Source organism: Pseudomonas parafulva (genome assembly GCF_000800255.1).
In the GTDB taxonomy this organism is placed as follows: Bacteria; Pseudomonadota; Gammaproteobacteria; order Pseudomonadales; family Pseudomonadaceae; genus Aquipseudomonas; species Aquipseudomonas boreofloridensis.
This window is the reverse complement of sequence record NZ_CP009747.1, coordinates 485,123-508,349: the sequence shown is the minus strand read 5'-3', so window position 1 is coordinate 508,349 and position 23,227 is coordinate 485,123. Positions and strand designations below refer to the sequence as shown.

The 23,227-nt window shown below is 64.0% G+C and carries 14 protein-coding genes and 1 pseudogene; 9 read left to right on the top strand and 6 right to left on the bottom strand.

Annotated elements, in window-relative coordinates; translation table 11 throughout:
* Positions 1-97: 97 nt before the first annotated feature.
* The gene (locus tag NJ69_RS02235) at positions 98-4,396 is read left to right on the top strand and encodes a DEAD/DEAH box helicase (protein WP_039575913.1); all 4,299 of its coding nucleotides are present in this window, start codon (positions 98-100) and stop codon (positions 4,394-4,396) included.
* A gap of 28 nt (positions 4,397-4,424) precedes the next feature.
* Here the strand turns inward: NJ69_RS02235 and NJ69_RS02230 are convergent, their stop codons facing one another.
* Positions 4,425-4,685 (bottom strand): type B 50S ribosomal protein L31, encoded by a 261-nt coding sequence (locus NJ69_RS02230; protein WP_039575910.1) that lies wholly within the window; start codon positions 4,683-4,685, stop codon positions 4,425-4,427.
* A gap of 162 nt (positions 4,686-4,847) precedes the next feature.
* Between NJ69_RS02230 and NJ69_RS02225 the strand changes: the two genes are divergently transcribed.
* From NJ69_RS02225 to NJ69_RS02215, 3 genes are all read left to right on the top strand, one after another.
* The gene (locus NJ69_RS02225; protein ID WP_039575906.1) at positions 4,848-6,467 is read left to right on the top strand and encodes an FMN-binding glutamate synthase family protein; all 1,620 of its coding nucleotides are present in this window, start codon (positions 4,848-4,850) and stop codon (positions 6,465-6,467) included.
* Positions 6,468-6,569: 102 nt separating this feature from the next.
* On the top strand, positions 6,570-9,686 hold the full coding sequence (locus NJ69_RS02220; protein ID WP_039575903.1) for a transglycosylase domain-containing protein: 3,117 nt from the start codon (positions 6,570-6,572) through the stop codon (positions 9,684-9,686).
* Positions 9,687-9,875: 189 nt separating this feature from the next.
* Positions 9,876-10,637, top strand: a complete 762-nt coding sequence (locus NJ69_RS02215) for a siderophore-interacting protein (protein WP_039575901.1) — start codon at positions 9,876-9,878, stop codon at positions 10,635-10,637.
* A gap of 9 nt (positions 10,638-10,646) precedes the next feature.
* Here NJ69_RS02215 and NJ69_RS02210 read toward each other — a convergent pair whose 3' ends face one another.
* On the bottom strand, positions 10,647-11,282 hold the full coding sequence (locus NJ69_RS02210) for a Pr6Pr family membrane protein (protein ID WP_039575899.1): 636 nt from the start codon (positions 11,280-11,282) through the stop codon (positions 10,647-10,649).
* On the bottom strand, positions 11,279-11,500 hold the full coding sequence (locus NJ69_RS02205; RefSeq protein ID WP_029614101.1) for a VF530 family DNA-binding protein: 222 nt from the start codon (positions 11,498-11,500) through the stop codon (positions 11,279-11,281). The genes NJ69_RS02210 and NJ69_RS02205 overlap by 4 nt, the downstream gene beginning before the upstream one ends.
* A gap of 210 nt (positions 11,501-11,710) precedes the next feature.
* On the opposite strand from NJ69_RS02205, the gene NJ69_RS02200 reads away from it, so the two are divergent.
* The 5 genes from NJ69_RS02200 (at position 11,711) to NJ69_RS02180 (ending at position 20,850) form a co-directional block, all read left to right on the top strand.
* On the top strand, positions 11,711-13,717 hold the full coding sequence (locus NJ69_RS02200; RefSeq protein WP_039575896.1) for a TonB-dependent receptor: 2,007 nt from the start codon (positions 11,711-11,713) through the stop codon (positions 13,715-13,717).
* A gap of 252 nt (positions 13,718-13,969) precedes the next feature.
* A complete protein-coding gene (locus NJ69_RS02195; protein ID WP_039575893.1) occupies positions 13,970-15,316 on the top strand; it encodes a carbohydrate porin in 1,347 nt (448 codons plus the stop codon).
* Between the two features lie 30 nt (positions 15,317-15,346).
* Positions 15,347-17,758 (top strand): glucose/quinate/shikimate family membrane-bound PQQ-dependent dehydrogenase, encoded by a 2,412-nt coding sequence (locus NJ69_RS02190; protein ID WP_039575891.1) that lies wholly within the window; start codon positions 15,347-15,349, stop codon positions 17,756-17,758.
* A 199-nt stretch (positions 17,759-17,957) separates the two neighbouring features.
* Positions 17,958-20,378: an endopeptidase La gene (lon, locus tag NJ69_RS02185; protein WP_039575887.1), complete on the top strand. Its 2,421-nt coding sequence runs from the start codon at positions 17,958-17,960 to the stop codon at positions 20,376-20,378.
* Between the two features lie 79 nt (positions 20,379-20,457).
* A complete protein-coding gene (locus NJ69_RS02180; protein WP_029614103.1) occupies positions 20,458-20,850 on the top strand; it encodes a protease inhibitor I42 family protein in 393 nt (130 codons plus the stop codon).
* Positions 20,851-20,856: 6 nt separating this feature from the next.
* Here NJ69_RS02180 and NJ69_RS02175 read toward each other — a convergent pair whose 3' ends face one another.
* From NJ69_RS02175 to NJ69_RS02165, 3 genes and pseudogenes are all read right to left on the bottom strand, one after another.
* Entirely contained in the window at positions 20,857-21,798 is a 942-nt protein-coding gene (locus tag NJ69_RS02175) for an alpha-xenorhabdolysin family binary toxin subunit B (RefSeq protein WP_039575885.1), read from the bottom strand.
* A gap of 11 nt (positions 21,799-21,809) precedes the next feature.
* Positions 21,810-22,625: pseudogene (locus tag NJ69_RS02170) on the bottom strand (alpha-xenorhabdolysin family binary toxin subunit A); the annotation flags it as partial.
* 18 nt (positions 22,626-22,643) lie between these two features.
* Complete coding sequence (locus tag NJ69_RS02165) at positions 22,644-22,997, bottom strand: hypothetical protein (protein ID WP_039575880.1); 354 nt, start codon at positions 22,995-22,997, stop codon at positions 22,644-22,646.
* Between the last annotated feature and the right edge of the window lie 230 nt (positions 22,998-23,227).

Sequence of the window (23,227 nt, the reverse complement as noted above, 5' to 3'; positions counted from 1 at the left end):
ACGACGGGGCGGGGAGGATACCCGAAAAGGCCCCGTGCGCTTCAAGCCAGACGAATGGCCCCTTGCCAAGCGGGCATTCAGTCGCCATAAACGGGGCATGAACCTGCCCGCCTTGCACCACCCGGCGCTCGACCTGTTCCACCCTGCGGTGGCCCAATGGTTCGGGCAACGCTTCGCCACGGTCACCGCTGCCCAGGCCCGCGCCTGGCCGTTGATCCACGCCGGGCAGTCGATGCTGCTGGCCGCCCCCACCGGCTCGGGCAAGACCCTCAGCGCCTTTCTCGCCGTGCTCGACGAACTGTTCCGCCAAGGCCTGGCGCTCGGCGGCGAGTTGCCCGCGCACACCCAAGTCGTCTACCTCTCACCGCTCAAGGCGCTGTCCAACGATATCCGCCTGAATCTGCAGGCGCCGCTGGAAGGCATTGCCCAGACGCTCGCCGACCTGGGGTTGCACGCGCCGCAGATCACCACCGCCGTGCGCACCGGCGACACCCCTCAGAAAGACCGCGCCGCCATGCGCCGACGCGCGCCGCACATTCTGGTGACCACGCCCGAGTCGCTCTACGTACTGCTAGGCTCGGCGTCCGGGCGCGCCGGGCTGACCCAGGTGCACACGGTGATCGTCGACGAGATCCATGCCCTGGCCGGCAACAAGCGCGGCTGCCACCTGGCGCTGAGCCTGGAGCGTCTGCAAGCCCTGAGCGGACGAGCGCTGCGGCGAATAGGATTGTCGGCCACGCAACGTCCCATCGAGCGGGTAGCGCAGTTCCTGGTCGGGCACGAACGACCCTGCGCCATCGTCGACGTCGGCCATGCCCGCGCACGCGACCTGGCCATCGAGGTGCCGCCGGTGCCGCTGGGTGCGGTAATGGCCAACGATGTCTGGGACCTGGTCTACGACCGCCTCGCCACCTTGGCCCGCGAGCACCGCACCACCCTGGTGTTCGTCAACACACGACGGCTGGCCGAGCGCCTGACCCGCCACCTGAGCGAGCGCCTCGGCCAGGACCAGGTGGCCGCCCACCACGGCAGCCTGGCCAAGGAGCACCGGCTGGCGGCAGAACAGCGATTGAAAGCCGGCGAGTTGCGGCTGTTGGTAGCCACCGCCTCGCTGGAGCTGGGTATCGATATCGGCGAGGTCGACCTGGTGTGTCAGATCGCCTCGCCCGGCTCCATCGCTGCTTTCCTGCAACGCGTGGGCCGCTCGGGGCATCAGGTCGATGGCATTCCCAAAGGCCGATTGTTCGCGACCTCCCGCGACGACCTGATCGAATGTGCGGCCCTGCTCGACTGCGTACAGCGTGGCGAGCTCGATGCTTTGCACCTGCCAGAAGCCCCGCTGGATGTCCTGGCCCAGCAGATCGTCGCCGAAGTCAGCAACCAGCCGTGGCCCGAGCAGGCGCTGCTGGACTGCCTGCGCGCCGCCACGCCGTACGCCGCGCTCAGCGATGAACGCTACCAGGCGGTGCTGCGCATGCTTGCCGAGGGCTACAACGGCCGCCAGGGTGTGCGCAGCGCGTACCTGCACCGCGACGCCGTCAGCGGCACCTTGCGCGGTCGGCGTGGCAGCCAGCTGGTCGCCTTGACCAGCGGCGGCACCATTGCGCAGACCGCCGACTACGCCGTGCTGCTCGAGCCCCAGGCGCTGAACATCGGCAGCGTCAACGAGGATTTCGCGGTGGAGAGCCTCGCCGGCGACATCTTCCAGTTGGGCAACGCCTCCTACCGCATTCTGCGAATCGAGCCAGGCCGCGTGCGGGTCGAAGACGCCCAGGGGCTGGCGCCGAACATCCCGTTCTGGATGGGCGAAGCGCCGGGACGCAGCGACGAGCTGTCGGCGGCGGTGGCGCGTCTGCAACAGGGCCTGGATGCGCAGTTGCAACGCCAGACCGACGACCCCGACGCCGCCCTGAACTGGCTCATGACGCACTACGCATTGGGCGAGGACAGCGCCCGTCAGTTGCTCGACTACCTGGGGCGGACCTGGCACGTGCTCGGCGCCCTGCCCTCGCAGCAGACGCTGGTGATGGAGCGCTTCTTCGACGAATCCGGCGGCACCCAACTGATCATTCACGCCCCCTTCGGCAGCCGCATCAATCGCGCCTGGGGCCTGGCCCTGCGCAAGCGCTTCTGCCGCACCTTCAACTTCGAGCTGCAAGCGGCGGCCAGCGAAGATGCCATCGTGCTGTCGTTGTCCACCAGCCATAGCTTCGAACTGGACGAGGTGTGGCGCTACCTCTCCAGCCGCAGCGCCGAGTCGATCCTGATCCAGGCGCTGCTCGACGCGCCGCTGTTCGGTGTGCGCTGGCGCTGGAACGCCGCTACGGCGATGGCGCTGCCGCGCTACGTCGGCGGGCGCAAAGTGGCCCCGCAGATCCAGCGGATGAAGAGTGAAGACCTGGTGGCGTCGGTCTTTCCCGACCAGATCGCCTGCCTGGAAAACCTGGTCGGCGAACGCCAGGTGCCGGACCATCCTCTGGTGCAGCAGACGCTGGACGACTGCCTGCACGACGCCATGGACAGCGAGGGCTGGCTGGCCTTGCTGCGGCGCATGGAGCGCGGCGAAGTGCGCTTGCTCGCCCGTGATCTGCCAGCCCCGTCGCCCCTGGCCTCGGCCATCCTCAACGCGCGGCCCTATGCCTTTCTCGACGACGCGCCGCTGGAAGAACGGCGCACCCAGGCGGTGCTCAATCGACGCTGGAGCGACGTGCACAGCGCCGATGACTTGGGCGCCCTGGATGCCGAGGCGATTCACGCCGTCGCAATCGAGGCCTGGCCGCAGCCGCGTGACGCCGATGAACTGCACGAAGCGCTGATGAGCCTGGGCGTGGTCACCGCCGACGAGGTGCAGGCCAACCCAGGCTGGGACGCCCTGCTCGCGGACTTGACCCACGGGGGGCGTGCCTGTCGCCTGGAGACGGCCGACCTAGGCCTGTGGCTGCCCCGTGAGCGACTCAAGGCGCTGACGACCCTTTACCCCGGCGCCGTCCTGACACCTGCGGTGCAGGCGCTGCCGGGCTTCGACCAGCCTGTCGCTGCCGACGACGCCCTGTGCGAGTTGCTGCGCGCCCGCCTCAGTGGCTTCGGCCCACAGACGCTGGCGCAGATCGCCGAGCCCTTGGGGCTGCGCGAAACCCAAGTGGAACAGGGCCTGGCACGACTGGAAGGCGAAGGCTATCTGCTGCGCGGACACTTCAGCCCTGCGCAACCGGCCTTGCAGTGGTGCGAACGGCATCTGCTGGCGCGGATTCATCGTTATACGGTCAAGCGTCTGCGTCGGGAGATCGAGCCGGTCAGCCTGCAGGACTTCATGCGTTTTCTGTTCGACTGGCAGCACCTGAGCGCCGACGAACGCTTGCGCGGTCCCCAGGCCGTGACCGTGGTACTGGCGCAACTCGAAGGCTTCCCTTGCGCGGCCGGGGCCTGGGAAGCGGACGTGCTGCCCACCCGTATCGGCGACTACAGCCCGCATTGGCTGGATGACGCCTGCCGCAGCGGTCAGTGGGCCTGGACCCGGCTCACCGGTAGCGTGTCGAGCAGCACGCTGTCGAGCACGCCGCTGGTGTTGCTGCCACGCGAACGCCTGGGCCTGTGGCGCAGCCTGACCTGCGGCGCCGATCCCGATACGCTGGGGCCACGGGCGCAGCGCGTGCACCAGGCCTTAAAGGCGCACGGCGCCTTGTTCTTCGACGAACTCGTCGCTGAGGCGCGCCTGTTGCCCAGCGAATTGGAGACGGCGCTGCAGGAACTGGTCGGCTCAGGACTGGCCGCAGCCGACGGCTTCAGCGGCTTGCGCAGCCTGATCACGCCCGTGAGCAGGCGCACCGCGCGGCATGGCCGGCGCAGTCCTATGGCCTTTGCCAGCCCCATGCTCCAGGCCGGGCGCTGGTCATTGCTGCGCCGTGGCAGCCTCGAACAGGACAACGACGAGCGCCTTGAGTACATCGCCCGCGTGTTGCTGCGCCGCTATGGCGTGATCTGCTGGCGCCTGCTGGAGCGTGAAAGCGAACAGCTGCCGCCCTGGCGCGATCTGCTGCGCTGCTATCACCGACTGGAAGCGCGCGGGGAAATCCGTGGCGGTCGCTTCATCGCCGGGCTCGCTGGCGAACAATTCGCCCTGCCCGAAGCCGTGGCCTCGTTGCGCCAGGTACGCCGGCGCGAGGCGAAGGGTGAGGGGGTGATGGTCAGCGGCAGCGACCCGTTGAATCTGCTCGGCACGTTACTGCCGGGCACCAAGCTGCCAGCGCTGAGCGCCAATCGCCTGCTCTACCGCGATGGCGTGCCGGTGGCGGTGCGAGCAGGCGGTACGTTCCGCTGCCTGGTCGAGGCCACCGGCGAGGAGCAAAACGCATGGCGCCAGCACTTGCTGCGCGGCGCCCCGATACGCAATCCCTGACCGGCTCGACGCGACGGCGGGTGCGCGCTTATTTCGCCTGCCCGGCAAACCCGGCAAAGCGCTTGTTGAACCCGGCCACACGCCCCTCCACCGTGGTCTTGCGCTGCTGGCCGGTGTACACCGGGTGCGATGCGCTGGACACATCCAGCGCCACGTAGGGGTAGGTCTGGCCATCGGTGTGCCGATGCGTGCGGTCGGTCTCGACCGTCGAGCCAATCAGGAAGAATGCGTCCGCTGCCGTGTCGTGGAACAGCACGGGGCGGTAATCGGGATGGATGCCTGCTTTCATGAAAGTACCCTCGGATCAAAAGAGATACTTTATAACATAATATTTTGAGAATGATTTTTGATACCGAAGATTTCATTTGCTCGCGCTATCCCAGACTGGCCAATGCTTGCCGCGGCGGGCTAAGGTCGAGGTTCGACCGAAGCATTCGCAAGGGAATTTCGCATGAGTCTGTCACTTCTGAGCCGTTACGCTGTGTTCGCCGGGTGCGTGCTGTTCACCCTGGCCAGCCTGCCCTTCCTGCACCACGAATGGTTGTGGCCCTTCACCCTGACCACCGCCGTGCTCAGCCTGCTTGGCTTGTTCGACCTGCTGCAGACGCGCCACGCGGTGCGCCGCAATTACCCGATCCTTGGCAACATCCGTTACCTGGTCGAGGGCATCCGCCCCGAGATCCGCCAGTACCTGCTGGAATCGGACAGCGACGCGCTGCCCTTCTCCCGCGCCCAGCGTTCGCTGGTCTACGCCCGGGCCAAGAACGAGGCCTCGGACAAACCCTTCGGCACGCTCATCGATGTCTACGAGTCCGGCTTCGAGTTCATCGGCCACTCGATGCGTCCGGCACCGTTGGCCGATCCGGCGAGCTTTCGCATCGACATCGGCGGGCCGCAGTGCAGCCAGCCCTACTCGGCGTCGATCTTCAACATCTCGGCGATGAGCTTCGGCTCACTGAGCGCCAACGCGATCCGCGCCCTCAACCAAGGCGCACACCTGGGCAACTTCGCCCATGACACCGGCGAGGGCAGCATCAGCCCCTACCACCGCGAACACGGCGGCGACCTGGTCTGGGAACTGGGCAGCGGCTACTTCGGCTGCCGCAGCGCCGACGGGCAGTTCGATCCGGCGCGCTTCGCCGAACAGGCGGCCAACCCACAGGTGCGCATGATCGAAATCAAGATGAGCCAGGGCGCCAAGCCCGGTCACGGCGGCATCCTGCCCAAGCACAAGGTCACCCAGGAAATTGCCGACACGCGCGGCATCGCCATGGGCGAGGACTGCATCTCGCCCTCGCGCCACAGCGCCTTTTCCACGCCCATCGAGATGATGCAGTTCATCGCCACGCTGCGCGAGCTGTCGGGCGGCAAGCCGGTCGGGTTCAAGTTCTGCCTGGGCCATCCGTGGGAATTCATGGGCATCGCCAAGGCCATGCTGGAGACCGGCATCCTGCCCGACTTCATCGTCGTCGACGGCAAGGAAGGTGGCACCGGTGCAGCGCCGGTGGAATTCACCGATCACATCGGCGTGCCGTTGCGCGAGGGGCTGCTGTTCGTGCACAACACCCTGGTGGGCCTGAACCTGCGCGACAAGATCAAGCTCGGTGCCAGCGGCAAGATCGTCAGCGCCTTCGATATCGCCAGCGTGCTGGCCATTGGCGCCGACTGGGCCAACTCGGCACGCGGCTTCATGTTCGCCATCGGCTGCATCCAGTCGCAGAGCTGCCACACCAACAAATGCCCCACTGGCGTCGCCACCCAGGACACCCTGCGCCAACGCGCGCTGGTGGTGCCGGACAAAGCCCAGCGTGTGCTCAATTTCCACCACAATACCCTGCGCGCGCTGGCCGAAATGCTGGCCGCCGCCGGCCTCGAGCATCCGGCGCAACTGGAGGCCAAGCATTTGGTACGGCGCATCAGCGCAACCGAGATCAAGCTGTTCTCGCAGATGCACGTGTTCCTCAAGCCAGGCGAGCTGCTGACCGGCGAAGTGGACGGCCAGTTCTACTCGCGGATGTGGCAGCTCGCCCGTGCCGACAGCTTCGAGCCGCACAGCGAAATCGCCGCCTGAGGCACACCCGTCCCACGCCCCATGACAAATTTTTCACCAAACCCGGTCAGCGTCTAAGCTTCAGACAAGCAAGACGAAACTACCTGGCCGGACTGGAACACTATGGGCGTACTGTGGCACTCGGAACAGAGCAGCACCCAAGCGACCGAACCACCTCTGGCCGATGCCCCACAGCCGAAGACGCCTCGTCAACGCCGCCTGTGGTGGCGCCTGATCGTTCTGATCGTGCTGGTGGCCTTGGTGGCAGCGGGCTTGGCCGTGCGTGAAGAGGTGCAGACTTCGCAACTACAATCGCGCGAGTTCAGCGCGCTGGCCAGTACCCTCACCTATTCGCTCGAGCGCGGCCCGAGCGACGCCATCGTCTATCCAGGCGACGGCCCGTTCGACAAGCGCCTGGGCTACAGTGCCCTGGGCCAGTTCCTGCCAAGGTTGCTCAAGCGCGACTACCTGATCAGCGAACAGGTGCGCTTCTCCCCGGCACTGATGCGCTATGTCGATCACGGCCTGTTCGTCCCCTACGTGGAAAAGGACCAGGCCGGATTGTCGATCACCGACTGCCGTGGCGATGCCCTCTACCAGTACCGTTATCCCCAGTACCTGTACGATCGCTTCGCGGACATACCGCCGGTGATCGTCAACAGCCTGCTGTTCATCGAGAACCGTGACCTGCTCGACCCCAGCAACCCGCGCAGCAACCCGGCGGTGGACTGGCCGCGTTTCGCCAAGGCCGCCTACAGCCAGGTGGCCAAGCACCTGGCCCTGCCGGGGCAGTCGGCCGGTGGCAGCACCTTGGCTACGCAGTTGGAAAAGTACCGCCATTCACCGGACGGTCTGACGGTCAGCGGGGCGGAAAAAATTCGCCAGATGATTTCTGCCAGCGTGCGCGCCTATCAGGGCGGTACGGACACCACCGTGGCGCGCCAGCGCATCGTGCGCGACTACCTCAACAGCGTGCCGCTGTCGGCAGTGCCTGGGCACGGCGAGGTGCATGGTCTGGCCGAAGGACTGCGGGTCTGGTACGGCGCCGATTTCGCCGAGGTGAACCAGGCGCTGGCCGCCAGCGCCACGGACGCGCAGAGCCTGGCTGCACGCGGCCTGGCCTTGCGCGAGGTGCTGTCGCTGATGATCGCCCAGCGCCGGCCCTCCCATTACCTGTCCAAGGGTCGAGAAGAACTGGCCGAACTGACCGATGCGCACATCCGTGTGCTCGCCGCCAACGCCATCGTCGACCGCCCGCTGGCCGAGGCCGCGCTGGCGAGCAAGGCGGTCTACCGCGACTGGGTGGCGCAGCCGACCATCGTGCCAATCGTCACCAACAAAGGCATCAGTCTGGCCCGTAACCGCCTGGCAGCCATGCTCGATCGGCCGCTGTACGACCTCGACCGCCTCGACCTGTCGGCCACCAGCACCCTGCAGGCCGAGTTGCAGACCCAGGTCAGCCAGTACCTGAAGAACCTCGCCGACCCCGCGTTCGCGGCGCAGATGGGTCTGATCGGCGAGCGCCTGCTGACCAGTCGCACCACCGACCAGGTCAGCTACAGCTTCACCCTGTTCGAGCGCACCGCCGATGGCTCGCGGGTCAGGGTGCAGACCGACAGCACCAACCAGCCGTTCGACATCAACGAGGGCAGCAAGCTGGAACTGGGTTCAACCGCCAAGTTGCGGGTACTGACCACCTATCTGGAAATCATCGCTGAGCTGCACGACCAGTACGCCGGCAAGTCAGTGGCCGATCTGCGCAAAGTGCCGGTGGCCGATCTGGACCGCATCAGCCAGTGGTCGCTGCAGTGGTTGATGCAGAACAGCAAGGATCAGAACCTCGACGCCATGCTCGATGCGGCGCTGGAGCGCACCTATTCGGCCAACACCGGCGAAGCCTTCTTCACTGGCGGCGGTCTGCACCGCTTCAACAACTTTCGCCGCGAGGACAACGGTCGCAACCCCAGCCTCAAGGACGCCTTGCGCGAGTCGATCAACCTGCCCTTCATCCGCCTGATGCGCGACCTGGTGCGTTACGTCACCTACCAGCAGCCCTACAACCGCGAGCCGCTGCTCAAGGATGATGCCGATCCACGTCGCCAGGAATACCTGGCACGTTTCGCCGACCGGGAAGGCACCAACTACCTGATGCGTTTCTGGCGCAAGTACCAGCGCAAGACCTCTCAGCAGCGCCTGGACACCTTCCTCGATGGCATGCGCGTGACTCCGCAGCGCCTGGCCGCGGTGCATCGCTACCTGTTCCCCGACGCCAGCCAGGACACCTTCAACGCCTTCGTGCGCGCCCATGCCACCAAGGACAAGGCCGCCATGGCCCGGCTCAACGACGGACGCCTGGCCGAGATGTACGCGGCCTACGGTCCCGGCAAATTCGACCTGCCCGACCAGGGTTTCATTGCCAAGGTGCACCCACTGGACCTGTGGCTGCTGGGCTATCTGCTGCGCAACCCAGGTGCGAGCACCGCCGACATGGTCAAGGCCAGCCGCTTCGAGCGCCAGGAGGTGTACAGCTGGCTGTTCAAGAGTCGCCATCAGGGCGCACGCGACAGCCGCATCCGCACCATGGTCGAGATCGAGGCATTCCTCGACATCCATCAACGCTGGAAACGCGTCGGCTACCCGTTCGATCACCTGGTGCCGTCGCTGGCCACGGCCATCGGCAGCTCGGGCGACCGGCCTGCCGCGCTCTCGGAGTTGGTGGGGATCATCCAGAACGATGGCGTGCGCCTGCCGACCCTGCGTATCGACACCCTGCATTTCGCCGCCGACACCCCCTACGAAACCCAGCTCGTCAGCGATCCGGACCGGGGCCGGCGCATTCTCAAGGTGGAGGTAGCGCGCGCCCTCAAAGGCGCCATGTCGCAAGTGGTCGATGCCGGTACCGCGCGGCGCATCTCCGGCAGCTTCAAGCTGCAAGACGGCACCTCGTTGGTGATGGGCGGCAAGACCGGCACCGGCGACAACCGTCTGCAAAGCTACGGCGCGGGCGGGCGACTGATCGCCTCGCGCTCGCTCAACCGCACCGCCACGTTCGTGTTCTTCCTCGGCGATAACCACTTCGGTACGCTCACGGCCTTCGTTCCCGGACCCAGCGCCGAAGCCTTCACGTTCACCTCGGCCCTGCCGGTACAGGTGCTCAAGGGCATGGCACCGATCCTCATGCCTTATCTGGAGCCGGGAAACCCCAATGAATGCAAGACGCCTCGGTTGGCCCTGCGCTGAACGGCCTTACGCATCGAAAAACCAGATGATAATCATCCGCATTTAAGGCTTGAGCCTGGATATCGGTGGCGTAAGCTGTCGCGACGTCTCTCCATCCAGGGTCGTTCTCAACGGGCGTGAACCCCACGATCCTTTTCAGCCCCACTGAGCTGGGGGGGCGCCGAGAGCGACCGGAACGCCGAGGTCCCCATGAGCGATACAATCCACCGCGTCAACCACGAAATCCGCCAACGCCACCTGCACGTGCTGCGGGTCACCGACCTGACCCCACGCATGCGCCGCATCACCCTCGGTGGTCCGGAACTGACCGGTTTCACCAGCCTGGGCAGTGACGACCACGTCAAGGTGCTGTTCGGCTGTACCCCCGAGCAACAGCAGGCGATCGACACCCGCAGCCTGGGCCGCGACGGCAGCGTGCGGCCGACCATGCGCGAGTACACCCCGCGGCGCATCGACCTCCAGGCCCTGGAGTTGGACATCGATTTCGTCCTGCACGGCGACGGCCCCGCCTCCACCTGGGCCGCCCAAGCTGCACCCGGCCAGACCCTCGACATCGCTGGGCCGCGCGCGTCGATGGTAGTGCCGGACATCTTCGACAGCTATCTGCTGATCGGCGACGAGACCGCCATTCCCGCCATCGCCAGGCGCCTGGAAACCCTGCCGGCCGGGCGTCAGGTGCTGGCGGTGATAGAAATCGAGAATGAACAGGAACGCCAGGCGCTGCCGAGCCAGGCCCAGGTGGAGGTGATTTGGCTGCGGCGCCAGGCAGAAAACGTGGCTGATTTCGTCGAGCATCTGGCACTGCCGCAAGGCCGGCTGTATGCCTGGGTGGCACTGGAGAAAACGCTGACCCGTCAGGTCAAGGCGCTGCTGCTGGACAAAGGGGTTGCAGAAGACGCGTTGAAAGCGGCTGCCTACTGGCGAGCGGATGGCGCCGCGGATGATGAATGAGGCGGCTGATCAGGCGTGTCGCCGTGCCCACAGGCGGTCCACGCCCAGTACCGCCAGGCCGATCGCCCAAAACCCTGCCAGCACGCCCGACGCGTTGAGCATCGCCTGGGCGTAACCGAGGCTGGCGACGTCGACGAAGGGATAGGGATAGACCCCGATCTCATGCCCGCGCCACAGGATGAACAGGAAATACAGCAGCGGGTAAAGCGTCCACGCGCCCAAGTGCCAGAGCCGCAAGTGCCCCTTGGGCACCGCCAGGCACCAGTACAGCGCGAACACCATTGGCATCACATCGTGCAGCAACTCGTCGGCCAGGCGCTGCCAGCCTTGCGGGTGCCAGAGGTTACGCAATAGCAGGCTGTAGGCCAACGCCACCAGCACGATACTCACCAGCACACCGGCACTGACGGCCGGGCGCAGGAACCAACGCCGCGCCGGCGACTCGCGGCCAAAGGCGGCATAGCTCAACACTGTCGCCACCAAGGTGTTGCTCAGCACGGTAAAGAAACCGAACAGGTTGATCAGGCCGCCGATCAAGCTGGCCTGCTCCTGCCAGCGCGACCACAGCACCAGATACAACTGCACCGCCAACCCTGTCCAACCCAGCCAGGCCGCCACGCTCAGCCAAGGATGCGGCCACCTCAACTGCGGCGCTGCAGCTTGACGTACAACTGCTCGACCTTTTCCCGCGCCCACGGCGTCTTGCGCAGAAACGTCAGGCTCGACTTGATGCTCGGATCGCTCTTGAAGCAGCGGATATCCACACGCTCGGCCAGGCCCTGCCATTGGTAATGGGCCACCAGTTCGGTGAGGATCTGCTCCAGTGTCTTGCCGTGCAACGCAGTGTGTTGGGCCGTGCTCATGCAGCGCTCCTGTCCAAAGATGCGCACCTTACACCAGTGTAGGCGGCCGGTGGCGGTCGATTCGGCGCCCAACGCCCGCGCGCCGGCACTTTCATACACGCCTTGACGAAGGCGTGCACAAATTCCTGGCCAGAGACAATACGGTCGTGATGAAATGGCAATGTTATATTGTATCAATTCATATCCTCTGCCAAGGAACGTCACTTCACCATGCTGTCCAAACCTCTGCACCTATCCCCTCTCGCCATCGCCCTGTGGCTGGCTTCATCGCCTGGCCAGGCGGTGGAACTCGCTCCCCAGGTGATCACCGCCAACCCGCTGGGCAACAGCCAGCTCGCCGCCCCCAGCACCGTGCTCGAAGGCGACACCCTGCTACAGCAACAGCAAGGCAGCCTGGGCGAAACCCTGAACAAGCAGCCTGGCGTCGCCTCCACCTGGTTCGGTCCGGGCGCCAGCCGTCCGGTGATCCGCGGTCTTGACGGCGACCGCATTCGCATCCTGCGCAATGGCGTCGGCGCGCTGGACGCTTCGTCGCTGTCCTACGACCATGCCGTGCCGCTGGACCCGGTGAACGTCGAGCGCATCGAGATCGTCCGCGGCCCCGCGGCGCTGTTGTATGGCGGCAACGCCATCGGTGGGGTAATCAATACATTCGACAACCGCATTCCCGACTCGCCCATCGACGGCATCCACGGCGCAGGCGAACTGCGCTATGGCGGCGCCGACACCACGCGCAGCAGCGCCGGCAAACTGGAAGCGGGCGATGGCACCTTCGCCTTGCACCTGGACGCCAATAGCCGCCAGTTCAACGACCTGCGCATTCCCGGCTACGCGCGCAGCAGCAAGGTGCGCGATGCCGACGACCCCGGTTCGAAACACCGTCTGGAGAACAGTGACGGTCGTCAGGACGGCGGCGCCATCGGCGGTTCCTACCAGTGGGATCACGGCTATGCCGGCCTGTCCTACAGCCGCTATGACGGCAATTACGGCTCGGTGGCCGAGCCCGGCGTGCGTCTGGACATGGAGCAGGACCACTACGCCTTCGCCTCCGAACTGCGCGACCTGCAAGGGCCGTTCAGCTCGATCAAGGTCGACGCGGGATACACCGAGTACCAGCACCGCGAGATCGAGGACGGCGAAGTCGGCACCACCTTCAAGAACAAAGGCTACGAGGCCCGCATCGAAGCGCGTCATCAGCCTCTGGGGCCGGTCGAAGGCGTGATCGGTGCCCAAGTCAGCCGTAACGAATTCTCGGCCCTGGGTGAAGAGGCGTTCGTACCGCAGACCGATACCGACAGTTTGGCTGTGTTCATGCTCGAACAGTGGCAGGCCACCGAACGCCTGAACCTGAGCCTGGGCGCACGCCTGGAACACACCCGCGTGGATCCGGACGGCAAGGGCAACGAGCGTTTCGTCGATGCCGACAGCAGCAACAGTTTCAATGCGGCGAGCTTGTCCTCCGGCGCGGTCTACCAGCTCGATCCGGTCTGGGCGCTGGCCGCCAGCCTGGGCTACACCGAACGCGCCCCGACTTTCTACGAGCTGTACGCCAACGGTGCCCATGTGGCGACCGGCACCTATGAAGTCGGCGACCCCAACCTGAACAAGGAAAAGGCCATTTCCGGCGATCTGGCCCTGCGCTTCGACAATGGCACCCATAAAGGCAGCGTCGGAGTGTTCTACAGTCACTTCCGCAACTACATCGGCCTGATCGGCAGCGGTATCCAGCGCGAAGGCGAGGACGACGAGACCATTCCCGAATACCTCTACTCGGGTGTTCGCGCACGCTTCTACGGCGTCGAAGCCCAGGACCACTGGAAGCTGCTGGAGAACCGCTACGGCAGCTTCGCCCTGGAACTGTCCGGCGACTATACCCGCGCCAAGAACCTCGACACGGGCGAGCCGCTGCCACGCATCGCGCCGCTGCGGGTCAACAGCGGGCTGCTGTGGGAGTTGGACCGCTGGCAAGCGCGCGTGGATGTGCAGCATGCCGCCGCGCAGCACCGCAAGCCGGCCAATGAAACCAGCACCGACGGCTACACCACCCTCGGCGCCAGCGTGGGTTACCACTTCGATATCGGTCAAAGCCAATGGCTGGCCTTCGTGCGCGGTGAAAACCTGACCAACCAGACCGTGCGCTACGCCAGCTCGATCCTGCGTGACATCGCCCCAGCACCTGGGCGCAGCGTCGAAGTGGGCCTGACCACACGTTTCTGAGACCCGGGCACTCGGCACGCCAATCCCTGTTCCTGCCCCGTGGCGGGAACAGGTCCCCTTTCAGTCGACTGTTACCCGGATCACAACAATCCCCTGCGACATTTTGTCTTTTTTTCCGCTCGCTTCCTCTATATCCTCCCCGCCGCACGCTGAAACGCTTCATCCATCATTCCTTGCAGCCATCAACATCAAAGAGAGCAACTCTTTGATGCGCTTGCGTTTTTTCGATAATCAATAAGACAGCGCTATCTCATGCTCCAACTGCCGAACTACCGACTCCCCGGCACCGCCCTGGCGGTCCTGCTGACCAGCTTTGCCACGCCTGCCAGCGCCCAGGCGCCGTTCTCCGCCGACTCGCCATGGATGCTCGGCGACTGGGGCGGCGCGCGCCAGCGACTGCAGCAACAAGGCTACGACTTCACCCTCGGCTACACCGGCGAGATGGGCAGCAACCTGCACGGCGGCTTCGACCAAGACCGCACCGCGCGCTACAGCGACCAATTCACCCTGGGCACCCACTTCGATCTGCAGAAACTGCTCGGTTGGCAAGCCAGCGAGTTCCAGCTCACCGTCACCGAGCGCAGTGGCCGCAACATCAGCAACGACCGTATCAACGACCCGCGCGTCGGCGGCTTCACCTCCGCCCAGGAAGTCTGGGGTCGTGGCCAGACCTGGCGGCTGACGCAGATGTGGTTCAAGCAGAAGTACTTCGACGGTGCGCTGGACATCAAGGTCGGCCGCTTCGGCGAAGGCGAGGACTTCAACAGCTTCCCCTGCGACTTCCAGAACCTGGCCTTCTGCGGCTCGCAGGTGGGCAACTGGGTCGGTGGCATCTGGTACAACTGGCCGGTCAGTCAATGGGCCCTGCGTGTCAGATACAACCTACACGAGGACCTCTACGCCCAAGTCGGCGTGTTCGAGCAGAACCCCTCCAACCTGGACACCGGCAACGGCTTCAAGCTCAGCGGCAGCGGTACCCAAGGCGCGCTGATGCCGATAGAACTGGTGTGGAGCCCGCAGGTCAATGGCTTGAAAGGGGAATATCGCGCCGGCTACTACTACAGTAATGCCAAGGCACAGGATGTTTACCGAGACCGCAACGGCCAGCCCGCTGCCCTCAGTGGCCAGGCCTACCGCAGCAGCGCCAGCAAGCATGGCCTGTGGCTCGGTGCCCAACAGCAGGTGACCTCGCTCGCCTCCGACGCCTCGCGCGGCCTGAGCCTGTTCGCCAACGCCACGATGCACGACAAGAAGACCAATGTCATCGACAACTATGTTCAGGCGGGAGTGGTGTACAAGGGGCCGTTCGACGTCCGTGCCAAGGACGACATCGGCTTCGCCCTGGCGCGCGTGCACGTCAACCCCGCCTACCGCAAGAACGCCCGCCTGGCCAACCAGGTCAACGCCGTGGACGACTATGACAATCCCGGCTTCCTGCCTGTCCAGGACACCGAATACAGCGCCGAACTCTACTACGGCATCCATCTGGCCGACTGGCTCACCGTGCGCCCGAACCTGCAGTACATCCGCCATCCGGGCGGGGTGTCGCGGGTCGACGATGCCATGGTCGGCGGCGTGAAGATCCAAAGCAGTTTCTGAACCTCACCTTGAATGAACGGAGAAGCTACGATGAGCACTGACGGTGCTACCTCTGGAACCCGCTGGCTACCGCGCCTGATCGGCGTATTGCTGCTGTTGATGGGCCTCGCCCTGATCGCCGGTGGCGTCAAGCTCAGCCAGTTGGGCGGATCGCTGTATTACCTGATCGGCGGTATCGGCTTCGCCCTCTCGGGCGTGTTGCTGATCGCCCTGCGTCGCATCGGCCTGGGCCTGTACGGCGCCGTGCTGCTGGCCAGTACGGCCTGGGCACTGTGGGAAGTGGGCCTGGATTGGTGGCAACTGGTGCCGCGTCTGGCGCTGTGGTTCGCCTTGGGCGTTATTCTGCTGCTGCCATGGGCACGTCGTCCCCTGCGCGGCCCGGCGTCGACAGTCAACGGCGCCTTGCTCAGCGTGGCGGTGGTCGCCGCCGGCGCCAGCGCCCTGGCCAGCCAATTCACCCATCCCGGGGAAATTGCCGGGGAACTGGGGCGCGACAGCAGCGAAATGGCCAGTGCCGCGCCGTCGATGCCCGATGGCGACTGGCAGGCCTACGGTCGCACCGAGTTCGGCGACCGCTACTCGCCGCTGCGTCAGATCACTGCGCAGAACGTCAATCGCCTGGAGGAAGCCTGGCGCATCCGCACCGGCGATCTGCCCAGCGACAACGACCCGGTCGAGCTGACCAACGAAAACACCCCGCTCAAGGTCAACGGCATGCTCTATGCCTGCACTGCGCACAGCAAGGTGTTGGCCCTGGACCCGGACACCGGTGCCGAAATCTGGCGCTTCGATCCGCAGATCAAGAGCTCGGTGGGCACCTTCAAGGGCTTCGCCCATATGACCTGCCGCGGCGTGTCGTATTACGACGAAAACCGCTACGTCAGCCGTGACGGCAGCCCCGTGCCGGCCATTTCCGCCGCCGGCCAGGCCGTGGCGCAAGCCTGCCCGCGCCGCCTGTACCTGCCCACCGCCGACGCCCGTCTGATCGCCATCAACGCTGACAACGGCAAAGTCTGCGAAGGCTTCGCCAACCAGGGCGCCATCGACCTGACCCAAGGCATCGGTCCGTTCACCGCCGGCGGCTACTATTCCACCTCGCCGGTGGCCGTGACCCGCGACCTGGTGATCATCGGCGGTCATGTCACCGACAACGAGTCGACCAACGAGCCGTCCGGGGTGATTCGCGCCTACGACGTGCACGACGGTCACCTGGTGTGGAACTGGGACAGCAACAACCCCGACGACACCCAACCGCTGGCGCCTGGAAAGACCTACAGCCGCAATTCGGCCAACATGTGGTCGCTGGCCAGCGTCGACGAAGAGCTGGGCATGGTCTACCTGCCGCTGGGCAACCAGATGCCTGACCAGTACGGTGCCGACCGCACGCCAGGCGCCGAGAAGTACAGCGCGGGTATCGTCGCCCTCGACCTGGCCACCGGCAAGGCCCGCTGGAACTACCAGTTCACTCACCACGACCTGTGGGACATGGATGTCGGCAGCCAGCCGACCCTGGTCCACCTGAAGACCGACGACGGCGTCAAGCCGGCCGTGATCGTGCCGACAAAACAGGGCAGCCTGTACGTGCTCGACCGCCGCAACGGTACGCCGATCGTGCCGATCCGCGAGATTCCGGTGCCACAGGGTGCCGTCAAAGGCGACTTCACTGCGCCGACCCAGGCCCGTTCCGACCTCAACCTGCTCGGCCCTGAACTGACCGAGCAGGCCATGTGGGGCGCCACGCCGTTCGACCAGATGCTGTGCCGCATCCAGTTCCGCGAGCTGCGCTACGAGGGTCAGTACACCCCGCCGTCCGAGCAGGGCACGCTGGTGTATCCGGGCAACGTGGGAGTGTTCAACTGGGGCGGCGTGTCGGTCGATCCGGTGCGCCAACTGCTGTTCACCTCGCCGAACTACATGGCGTTCGTGTCGAAGATGATCCCGCGCGACCAGGTCGCCGCCGACAGCAAGCGTGAAAGCGAAACCAGCGGTATCCAGCCGAACACGGGTGCGCCTTACGCGGTGACCATGCATCCGTTCATGTCGCCGCTGGGCGTACCGTGCCAGGCTCCGGCCTGGGGCTATGTGGCCGCCATCGACCTGTTCACCCACAAGGTGGTGTGGAAGCACAAGAACGGCACCACCCGTGACAGCACCCCGGTGCCGATCGGCCTGCCAGTGGGCGTGCCGAGCATGGGCGGTTCGATCGTCACTGCTGGGGGCGTAGGCTTCCTCAGCGGCACGCTGGACCAGTACCTGCGCGCCTATGACGTGAACGACGGCAAGCAGCTGTGGAGCGCCCGCCTGCCGGCCGGCGGCCAGGCGACACCGATGACCTACACCGGCAAGGACGGCGAGCAGTATGTGCTGATCGTCGCCGGCGGCCACGGCTCGCTGGGCACGCGGATGGGCGACTACATCATCGCTTACAAGCTCGCGCGCTAGCGCGCGGGCTTGTAAGCGAGCGGCAAGCTGGATAGCAAAAGCGGGGCCTGCGCGGTCCCGCTTTTTCTTGCCGCTTGAAGCTTGCAGCTTGAAGCTCGCAGCGAGCTGCGAGCGGCTCGGTGCGCGCCAAGCGCGCACCGCTTGAAACCCAGAGCCATTCGCCCCATCTAAGCACCATAGCCATTCACGCAGGTGCCCCATGAGCGACCAGCAGGATTTTCCTGATCACCCCGACGAGCACGACGAAGTCGAGCATATCGACGCCAAGTCCAGTACCAGCCATGCCCTCGCCCTGCCCGGCCAGCAACTGCCGGACAAAGTCTATGTGATCCCCATTCACAATCGCCCGTTCTTCCCCGCGCAGGTGCTGCCGGTGATCGTCAACGAAGAGCCCTGGGCGGAAACCCTCGACCTCGTCGCCAAGACCGATCATCACACCCTCGCGCTGTTCTTCATGGACACCCCAGCCGAAGACCACCGGCACTTCGACACCAAGGCGCTGCCCGAGTACGGCACCCTGGTGAAGGTCCACCATGCCAGTCGCGAGGGCGGCAAACTGCAGTTCGTCGCTCAAGGACTGACCCGTGTGCGCATTCGCACCTGGCTCAAGCATCACCGCCCGCCCTATCTCGTGGAAGTCGAGTACCCGCGTCAGCCCACCGAGCCCAACGACGAAGTCAAGGCCTACGGCATGGCGCTGATCAACGCCATCAAAGAACTGCTGCCGCTCAATCCGCTGTACAGCGAAGAGCTGAAGAACTACCTCAACCGCTTCAGCCCCAACGACCCTTCGCCGTTGACCGACTTCGCCGCGGCCCTCACCTCGGCCACCGGCAATCAGTTGCAGGAAGTGCTCGATTGCGTGCCCATGCTCAAACGCATGGAAAAAGTCCTGCCGATGCTGCGCAAGGAAGTGGAGGTCGCGCGCCTGCAGAACGAAATCTCCGCCGAGGTGAACCGGCAGATCGGCGAGCACCAGCGCGAGTTCTTCCTCAAGGAGCAGCTCAAGGTCATCCAGCAGGAACTGGGGCTGACCAAGGACGACCGCAGTGCCGACCTCGAACAGTTCGAGCAGCGCCTGGAAGGCAAGACCCTGCCCGATCAGGCGAAAAAACGCATCGACGAGGAAATGGGCAAGCTGGCCATTCTCGAGACGGGCTCGCCTGAGTATGCCGTCACCCGCAATTACCTGGACTGGGCCACCGCGTTGCCGTGGGGCCTCTATGGCCAGGACAAGCTCGACCTCAAGCACGCGCGCAAAGTGCTCGACCAACACCACGCCGGTCTCGACGACATCAAGGAGCGCATCCTCGAGTTCCTCGCTGTCGGCGCCTGGAAAGGTGAAATCAGCGGTTCCATCGTGCTGCTGGTCGGCCCACCTGGCGTGGGCAAGACCAGCATTGGCAAGTCCATTGCCGAATCCCTGGGCCGGCCGTTCTACCGCTTCAGCGTCGGCGGCATGCGCGACGAGGCCGAGATCAAGGGCCACCGCCGCACCTACATCGGCGCCCAGCCCGGCAAACTGGTGCAGGCGCTGAAGGACGTCGAAGTGATGAACCCGGTCATCATGCTCGACGAGATCGACAAGATGGGCCAGAGCTTCCAGGGCGACCCCGCCTCGGCGCTGCTGGAAACCCTCGATCCAGAGCAGAACGTCGACTTCCTCGACCATTACCTGGACCTGCGCCTGGACCTGTCCAAGGTGCTGTTCGTCTGCACCGCCAACACCCTCGACTCGATCCCCGGCCCGCTGCTCGACCGCATGGAAGTGATCCGCCTGTCCGGTTACATCACCGAAGAGAAGGTGGCCATCGCCAAGCGCCACCTGTGGCCCAAGCAACTGAACAAAGCGGGCGTGGCCAAGACCAGCCTGAGCATCTCCGACAGCGCACTGCGCCTGGTGATCGAGGGCTATGCCCGCGAGGCCGGCGTGCGTCAGTTGGAAAAACAGCTAGGCAAACTGGTGCGCAAGTCCGTGGTCAAGTTGCTGGACAATCCCGACGCCAAACTCAAGATCGGTCCCAAGGAACTGGAACCGGCACTGGGCATGCCGGTGTTCCGCAGCGAACAGGTGCTGTCGGGCAAAGGCGTGATCACAGGCCTGGCCTGGACCAGCATGGGCGGGGCCACACTGCCGATCGAGGCGACGCGCGTGCACACCCTCAATCGCGGCTTCAAGCTCACCGGCAAGCTGGGAGATGTGATGAAAGAGTCCGCCGAAATCGCCTATAGCTATGTCAGCTCTAACCTCAAGCAATACGGTGGCGATTCGGGCTTCTTCAATGAGGCCTTCATTCACCTGCACGTACCCGAGGGGGCTACGCCGAAAGATGGGCCGAGCGCAGGCGTGACCATGGCCAGTGCACTGCTGTCGCTGGCCCGCGATCAGGCGCCGAAAAAGGGCGTGGCCATGACCGGCGAGCTGACCCTCACCGGCCAGGTGCTGCCCATCGGCGGCGTGCGCGAGAAGGTGATCGCTGCACGGCGGCAGAAAATCCACGAGTTGATCCTGCCCGAGGCCAACCGGGGCGACTTCGAGGAACTGCCGGCGTACCTGCGCGAGGGTCTGACGGTGCATTTCGCCAAGCGCTTCGCCGACGTGGCGAAAGTGCTGTTCTGATCGGCCGGGGGCCGCGCGCCGGCCCCACAGGCTCACCCGCTTCGGTTATCCTCAGGCCATCGTCGCCTGAGGAGACACCATGACCCTCCCCCGCCTATTGCTTCCCATGAGCCTTGCATTGCTGACCGCCTGCGCCCAGCAGTCCCGGCAGACCGTCGAACTGGACGCCGAGAGCGAATGCCCCAAGCGTCTGGCGCCAGGCCAGAACCTGACCCTCACCCTGACCAGCAATCCGACTACCGGATACCGCTGGCAGGTCAAGGATCCCGCTTCGAGCGTGCTGCGCAGCCTCGGTCCAGAGGTGTACAGCAGCCCTGAAGAAAGCGGTCTGGTCGGTGTTGCCGGGACATCCACCTGGCGTTTCCAGGCCAGCGCGCCGGGAGATGGCAACCTGGTATTGGTCTATCAACAACCGTGGGCGCCTGAAGTGCAGCCGGTGCAGACGTTCGAGTGCGCGATCAGGGTCAGATGACCCGCATCAAACCGCCTCAATGCGTCTGCGCACGGTCAGCAGGTAGTCGCGCGCGGCTTGCAAGGCAACTAACAGAGGCCCCGCTTCTACCTTGCTGTTCAGGACGGAATCCACGGCACTCCACCCATCCACGAACAGTGATCCCTGCACCAACCACTGCTGGCGGAGCTCGAGCAGTTCGCCGGCCCTGCCGTATTGGGTGATCACTTCGTCATTCTGCGCCAGCTGCGCTTTGAGACCAGCCAGGTTCTGCTGCTCCTGCTTGAGCTTGTCCGCCATCTGTGCTCTGACCGCAAGTACTTTGGCGTATTCACGGCCCTGCTCCAGTAGGTCCAGATGCGTGTTCAGCTTGCCGACGGCAGCCTTGATCAGATCCGGCGATATACCAGGCGTCTGCATTTGACCCAGAATGACATCGATGTCCTTGTCGTCGGGAATCAGGTTCCTCAGCGCTTGACGGACCGTCGGCGTATTGAGCGTGGCAAGGCTATCGTCTATCTCCGCCAACTTGGCTTCGCGCGTATTGGCCGTGCTCTGGACCTGCTTGAACGTCTTGTCGTTCTCCTGCAGGTCTTGTATCGCCGTTCGTTGCAGTTCAGTGAGCTCAGGTACCGAGTACGTGCGCACAGCCTCTACGCTGGCCAGCACCTGCCGGATAGTCGTCTGCACGTCGGCGCGCAGGGTCACGAGTTCGTTCTCATCGAGCTCGGCGGTAGCGACACTGCCAAGCGGGTCCAAGTCGAGATTGAGATCGATCAGGCCCTGCGTGACATTCCCACAAAAACGCGCATTGGCCTTTTTGATGGTTTCGGCGATGTCCTGCAAGCGTTCGCGTACAGCGGGAAGGAGCAATTCGATCCCATGGTGGGAAATCTGAAACGCCTGCCGCTCGATGTTGAGCATCGCTTTGGCATCGGGCAACGGTGTTTCGACGTTCGCACTCTTCATATTATTCATCCTTAAAGGGCGTCGCCCAGTACTTCGTTGAAGATCGCCGAAAGCTGCTTGCAGATATTCAAAATATTGGTCCAAGGCGAGAGGACGCGTTCAAACTGCACAATGAACTTTTTCAGTTCCACGTTACTGGAAACGGCGGTGGCTTTTTTAATCGAAGCGGACATGTAGGACTCCAACAGCACCCAGACGCCTTCCAAGTTCTTGGCGGCTGCACGAACTTCCACCAACCTGAAGTTAATGTCCGTGACCATCCTCTTCAAGGCCACGAAATTTTCGATTTCGGCCAACAGTTCACGTTGCTGCGTGGCCAACATATCGCGCTCTTCGATCAATGCATTCTTATCCTTGCGCACCACTTCCGCTTGCGCCCCGTAAATACCTCCGGTCACGATCAAACCGATCGGACCGAACGCAATCCCGAAAAACGCCGTGCCGACCAATTTGTCATATTGAGCCACCTTTTTTTCAATCTCAGTGTCGAGCGCGATCAACTGCTCGCCGATCGTAGCAATCTTCTTGTCGACACTTTCTTTCTTCAAACATGCCAAGAGACCAGAGCCCCTGGGATGCAAGACCTTGTCGATCTGCTCACCGAAATGATCGACCAGCGCCTTGACGTGGCGAATGGTGGCGAGCATTTCCGTAATTTCACCTTGGATGGTCGGCAAGTAGAGATCGATCGCCGACTTCAGTGATGTGATGTCCGCTGTCGAGAGCGCGGCCCTCGGAATCTTGTCGGCCGGAATCGCTGGCAACAGCGTGTCCATTGCCTGCGTGTTCTTCAGTTCGGCAATAAACTTCACACCTTCAGTGATAAAGTTTTCGGAAAAGACCTGTTAGTCGCCACCCATTGTTTTACAGGCATCCTCTACGCCGTCCCACGCATCCACATGCTGATGCAGATTCTCATGGAAGGACCAGAAGTCATCTGCACTGATTGCCAAGGCAGTAAAGTTTACGTTCGCCACCATCTCTTGCCGCTCTCTGGGCAGCAGTCGCACCGCCCTCTGGTAGCGTTTGATGGTGCGCAGGTTGTCTTGACTGAATAGAAAAGCCGGCTCTTTCTTTTTGAAATCGAAAATTTGCTGAGGGATGAACTCAACCCGTTCATCCACTGTGAGCTCATCGAAAGGCAGACTCGCTTTTGAAGCAGAACTCTCCGCCCGCTGCTCAGTTACATCAGTCGCCATGATTATTCCCCTCTACTCACACTCTTCTGCAATTGAGAGCGCGTTACTGAGGAACCAATTTAACCGTCTACGGCCGCTCACAAAGTCAGGACGGTGCTCAGCCTGTGGGAGGAAAACACACAGCTCTCTGCCAGATCATTGATCATTGGACAAACTGACAAATGCCCCGAGACTGCTCTGCCACGCAGACGGCGTTCCCTGATTTTCGCTAGAATGTGCCTCCTTCAATC

Excerpts from the sequence above, each read along its gene's own strand:
- NJ69_RS02235 (WP_039575913.1), top strand. The coding sequence starts at position 98 with ATGAACCTGCCCGCCTTGCACCACCCGGCGCTCGACCTGTTCCACCCT.
- NJ69_RS02230 (WP_039575910.1), bottom strand. The coding sequence starts at position 4,685 with ATGAAAGCAGGCATCCATCCCGATTACCGCCCCGTGCTGTTCCACGAC.
- NJ69_RS02225 (WP_039575906.1), top strand. The coding sequence starts at position 4,848 with ATGAGTCTGTCACTTCTGAGCCGTTACGCTGTGTTCGCCGGGTGCGTG.
- NJ69_RS02220 (WP_039575903.1), top strand. The coding sequence starts at position 6,570 with ATGGGCGTACTGTGGCACTCGGAACAGAGCAGCACCCAAGCGACCGAA.
- NJ69_RS02215 (WP_039575901.1), top strand. The coding sequence starts at position 9,876 with ATGAGCGATACAATCCACCGCGTCAACCACGAAATCCGCCAACGCCAC.
- NJ69_RS02205 (WP_029614101.1), bottom strand. The coding sequence starts at position 11,500 with ATGAGCACGGCCCAACACACTGCGTTGCACGGCAAGACACTGGAGCAG.
- NJ69_RS02200 (WP_039575896.1), top strand. The coding sequence starts at position 11,711 with ATGCTGTCCAAACCTCTGCACCTATCCCCTCTCGCCATCGCCCTGTGG.
- NJ69_RS02195 (WP_039575893.1), top strand. The coding sequence starts at position 13,970 with ATGCTCCAACTGCCGAACTACCGACTCCCCGGCACCGCCCTGGCGGTC.
- NJ69_RS02190 (WP_039575891.1), top strand. The coding sequence starts at position 15,347 with ATGAGCACTGACGGTGCTACCTCTGGAACCCGCTGGCTACCGCGCCTG.
- lon (WP_039575887.1), top strand. The coding sequence starts at position 17,958 with ATGAGCGACCAGCAGGATTTTCCTGATCACCCCGACGAGCACGACGAA.
- NJ69_RS02180 (WP_029614103.1), top strand. The coding sequence starts at position 20,458 with ATGACCCTCCCCCGCCTATTGCTTCCCATGAGCCTTGCATTGCTGACC.
- NJ69_RS02175 (WP_039575885.1), bottom strand. The coding sequence starts at position 21,798 with ATGAAGAGTGCGAACGTCGAAACACCGTTGCCCGATGCCAAAGCGATG.
- NJ69_RS02165 (WP_039575880.1), bottom strand. The coding sequence starts at position 22,997 with ATGGCGACTGATGTAACTGAGCAGCGGGCGGAGAGTTCTGCTTCAAAA.